The following is a 4,654-nucleotide window of genomic DNA, read 5'->3' as shown; positions in this document are numbered from 1 at the left end:
CCGCGAAGAGTCGCGTGGCGGGCGGGAGGAGCCGCGCAGTTTGCGCGAAGAATTGCGCGGGCCGCGCCGCGATGCTGATCGCCCGCGCCCGCGGCGGCGTGATGACTAAGCGACACCGAGCCTACCGCGCTGACCTGCATTGCTAATATCGATGATCGCGCTCAACGCCGCTGCCACTCATCGCGAGCTCGGGGGCCACGGCCCCCGTCTCATCCATATCGCGCCCGCCAATGGCTTTCCGCCAGAGGCGTATGTCCCCCTCGCCGCCGGTTTAGCGCCGTTGGGGCGCATCCTCGGCTACCGGCCACGTCCGTTGCGTGTCGATGGTGATGCGCAACCGGGGGGGACATGGCGCGATCTGGCGGCGGATCTGATCGCCGATCTCCAGGCAGTTGCTCACGAGCCGGTGATCGGGATTGGCCATTCGCTTGGCGGGATTTTAACCCTCTACGCTGCGGTTGAACGGCCTGAGCTGTTTCGGGCGGTGGCGCTGATTGATCCGGTCTTCTTTCGCCGTCGCCTACAGGTGCTGATTTGGCTGCTGCGCCAAGCCGGGCAGGGCTACCGCTTCCCACTGGCCCAAGGTGCGCTGCGCCGCCGCGACCATTTCGCCAGCATCGACGAGGCCCGCCAGCGTTGGCAAGGGCGCGGCGTGTTCGCCGATTTTACCCCTGCCGCGCTCGAAGGTTATCTCAGCGGCGGCCTGAAGCCGCACGGCAACGGCTACACGCTGGCGTGGCCGAAACTGTGGGAATCGCACATCTTCGCCTCATCGCCGCTCGACGCATGGCGCGATCTGCGCCGCTTGCGCCGGCCACTCTTGATTATTCGCGGCACGCGCTCCGAGCTGATCACCGATTCGGTCTGGCGCCGTTTCCGCCGGGTCGCGCCCCACGCCACCTTGGCTGAGGTCGAGGCTGGCCACATGCTGCCGATGGAAAAACCGGATGAGGTGGCTGCGATCATCGCGCGCTGGATGCAGGGGATCGGATGATGGGGATTACCCCGCTGCCTCGTCGGGCTGCACCCCGCGAATCGCCAGCCACAAACACACTGCCGCAATGATCACCGCAATCGTGGCGTAGACGAGCCACGGCGATGGCACCGTTAAATTGCCGGCTGATGACGACACTTCCCACAACCACGGGCCGCTGCCCGTCTCAAGCGCGCCGGCGGTGATGCCTAGCGCAATGAACGGGTGCAGGCAGAGAAAAGCACCCATGGTGTAAACGTAGAGCGGGGTGGGTTGGCCGTTAAAGGCATCAATCAGCAACGAAATCACAAAAAAGAGAAACGGCACCAGCAACAGAATTGCGATCACCGTTCCTTGCGCCATGACCGTCGCCCCCAACGTCGAGCGCATCACGGTTGACCAAAACAACCCGATTGCGGCGTAACTCACCGCTGTCACCAGTAGCCCCACCACCCCAATCAGCACCTCTTGAGCGGTGACGCCGCCGAAGATCAGGGCTAGCCCAGCGATCGGCAGCGAAGCCATAATTAACAGCAGGGCAAAGGCAATCGCCGACACCAGCTTGCCAGTCACAATCTGCACCGGCGACAAGAGCGACGCCAGCAAGAGATCGTAGGTCTGCCGCTCTTTCTCGCCGACGATAGCGCCGGCGGTGAGCGACGGCGAGAGAAAGCAAACCTGCACAAGGGCTGCCGTCATCACGGTAAAGAAGATCGCTTTGCCGATCGAACGCGCGGTATTCGGGTCATTCATGCTGGCCGAATTGGCAAAGACGGCGTAGATCAGCAGCGTGATCGCGCCGATGATGGTCAAATAGCCAGTCAAAATCAGCCACGCATTGCGCCCGCGAATCCGGCCAAACAGTTCGCGGGTCAGCACTGGGTTGGCAAGCAGGTCACGCATCAGCACTCCTTTGCGATACGGAATGGAAACGGTTGCGCATGCTTATATTATCCGATATCAAGGATGGCTCGCGCTGGGCGCTCTCGCGATGACCGGGTGCGGCAGTGAAACTGCCGCACTCCATATTGGAGCATCGCCATCCTTGGTCGCCGTGTACCCGATCGCGCACGGGGTCTATATGCTGGATAATGCCCCTTTGCCGGGATGGCTCGCGCTTGAGCGGGAGATTGCTTCGGGCGTGGTGCGCCCTCGCAATGACAGCGGGGCAGCAGGGGAACTACCGCACTCCATATTAGCGCATAGCCATCATTGCCCGCAGTTCACCCGATCAAGCAGCGAGGTGACAGCGTATATCGCGCGCATGGTTGGCGCCGGGACGCCGGTCAGATCGGCGAGTTCGACCACTGCCCCCAGCAAGGCATCGATCTCGGTCGGACGTTTGGCCTCGATATCTTGCAGCATCGAGGTCTTGTGCGCGCCGATCTCTTCGGCCATGCGGATGCGGCGCTCGATCGAGACCGGAAACCGCACCCCTAGCGTCTCAGCGACTTGTTGCGCCTCGGCCATCATCGTCGCCGCGAGTGTGTAGGTTCCCTGATCGGCGATGATCCGGTCGAGGGTGGCGCGGGTGAGGGCGCTAATCGGGTTGAACGAGAGATTGCCCCACAGCTTGAGCCAAATCTCGTTGCGAATATCGGTTTTCACCGGCGCACGCAAGCCCACCGACTCCAGCAACTTGCTCAGCCGCAGTGCCCGCTCGCTCCGGCTGCCGTCGGGTTCGCCGAGCGTAAATCGATTGCCTTCCAGATGCCGGATCACGCCGGGCCGCTCGATCGCCGCCGCGGGGTAGACGACACAGCCGATCACCCGCTCGATCTCGGTGTTGGCCGCGATCACGCCACCGGGATCGACCGCCTCGATCTGGCGGCCTTCGTAAGGGCCGCCGTGGCGGAAGAAATACCACCACGGAATGCCATTCTGGGCATAGACCACTGCCGTATCCGGGCCATAGAGCGCGCGCATCGGCGCGGCCAGCGCTGGCAATGATTGGGCTTTGACCGCCACGATCACCATATCGTGCGGGCCAGCGGCAGTCATATCGGCGGTAGCCAACGCTGGACGCACCACCTCTTGGCGGCCATCGCGATATTCGATGGTTAACCCGTTGGCTTCGATCGCGGCCAAGTGCGCGCCGCGGGCAATCAAGGTCACTTCGGCGCCGGCCTGTATCAACTTCGCGCCGAGCCAGCCCCCGATCGCGCCGGCCCCGACAATGCAGATGCGCATAGCAATCCTCGCTGTGACGAATAGTTATGTATTTGTATCTGATGACTAGCAGGGCTTGCCCCACCCCCAACCCCTCCCCTGCTGGGGGATGGGCGTGGCTGGCGGGCGTATTTACCGCCGAGGTCGCGGAGAACGCTGAGGGTCAATCGGGTATAGTAACGTTTGCTTGCGCCCCCAATACCCCAACCCCTTGCGCCCTTTGCGTTTAAACTCTTTGCTCCCTTCGCAGAGCCGGACAGCCGTCCGGCTCTACTGCGCCTTTGCGTTTAAACTCTTTGCGCCCTTTGCCCCCTCTGCGTCTCTGCGTTTACAGTTTGCGTAGATACACCCGCTCGAGTTCGTGGCGCGACCCTTTGACCAAAATCAGATCGGCGCTCCAGCGCGTCGGCTCGATGTTTTGCTTGAGGTTCACATAGTTGATCTCGCGCCAAATCCGGCGAGCGGTAGCAATCGCCTCAACCTCGCTCAGCTCGGCGTAGCGGCGGAAATACGATGACGGATCGCGGAACGCCGTCTTGCGCAGTTGCAAAAAACGCTCGATGTACCACTGTTCGAGATCCCGCTCGTCGGCGTCAACATAAATCGCAAAATCAAAAAAATCCGACACGTAGAGCTGCGGTTCGCGCCGGGTATTGGCGCCGCGTTGCAACACATTCAGCCCTTCGACAATCAACACATCGGGGTGATCAACCACTTGGAACTGATCCGGCACAATATCGTACGTCAAGTGCGAATAAACCGGCGCGCTCACCGGGCCATACCCCGACTTGATATCAGCGATGAATTGCAACAACCGGCGTCGATCATAGCTTTCTGGGAAGCCTTTGCGGTGCATGATGCCCCGCTCTTGCAGCACCCGGTTCGGGTAGAGAAAACCATCGGTTGTCACCAGATCCACCTTGAGCTGGCCGGGGCCACGCGCCAACAGCGCCTGCAAAATACGCGCTGTGCTGCTCTTGCCCACTGCTACGCTACCGGCAATGCCGATCACGTAAGGCACCCGGGCCGTTGCCGAACCAAGAAACGCGCTTGTTGCCTGATACAGCCGGCAAGCGTTTTCGTAATAGAGCTGCAACAAGCGCACCAGCGGCAGGTAGATGTCGGCGACATCTTCCATCGAGACGCTATCGGTTAAGCTCACCAGTGAATCCAACTCGCCGGCGCTCAACGGCAAACGTGTGCCATTCCGCAATGCCGACCATTCCGACCGCGAAAAACTCACGTAGGGCGAGAGACGCCGTTCGAGTTCAAGCTTGGGGATCATGCCGCTTCCTGTGTGTCAACGCCGGAGGTAGTGGCCGGCAGCGTCATTGCGACGATGAGCAGACAATGCGTTGTAACTTGCCAATAACACTATCATACCGCAATTTTGGCACGGATTGTAAAGCTTTTCACAGGCGCGTTATAAGCACAGGGTGTGGAATGCGGCAGTTTCACTGCCGCACTCCATAGCAACACCTTGCCTACGCCAACCCCAGCGTCTTGGCCATC

General features: G+C 61.2%; 4 protein-coding genes. 1 reads left to right on the top strand and 3 read right to left on the bottom strand.

The genetic code is table 11. The features are described from left to right. Nucleotides 1-151 precede the first annotated feature (151 nt). Nucleotides 152-994, top strand: a complete 843-nt coding sequence (locus U9R81_RS10515; RefSeq protein ID WP_322495414.1) for an alpha/beta hydrolase — start codon at nt 152-154, stop codon at nt 992-994. 6 nt (nt 995-1,000) lie between these two features. On the opposite strand, the gene U9R81_RS10510 is transcribed toward U9R81_RS10515, so the two are convergent. The 3 genes from U9R81_RS10510 to coaA all read right to left on the bottom strand — a co-directional run bounded on the left by U9R81_RS10510 (nt 1,001) and on the right by coaA (nt 4,427). After that, the gene (locus U9R81_RS10510; protein ID WP_322495413.1) at nt 1,001-1,876 is read right to left on the bottom strand and encodes an ABC transporter permease; all 876 of its coding nucleotides are present in this window, start codon (nt 1,874-1,876) and stop codon (nt 1,001-1,003) included. 306 nt (nt 1,877-2,182) lie between these two features. Next, nucleotides 2,183-3,163, bottom strand: coding sequence for a 2-dehydropantoate 2-reductase (locus U9R81_RS10505; RefSeq protein ID WP_322495412.1), 981 nt, complete (start codon nt 3,161-3,163; stop codon nt 2,183-2,185). A gap of 307 nt (nt 3,164-3,470) precedes the next feature. Beyond that, the gene (gene coaA, locus U9R81_RS10500) at nt 3,471-4,427 is read right to left on the bottom strand and encodes a type I pantothenate kinase (protein WP_322495411.1); all 957 of its coding nucleotides are present in this window, start codon (nt 4,425-4,427) and stop codon (nt 3,471-3,473) included. Between the last annotated feature and the right edge of the window lie 227 nt (nt 4,428-4,654).

This window comes from Chloroflexus sp., from assembly GCF_034435895.1.
Lineage (GTDB): Bacteria > Chloroflexota > Chloroflexia > Chloroflexales > Chloroflexaceae > Chloroflexus.
Note: the sequence above shows the minus strand (reverse complement) of the source record. Positions and strands in the feature narration are given on the sequence as shown.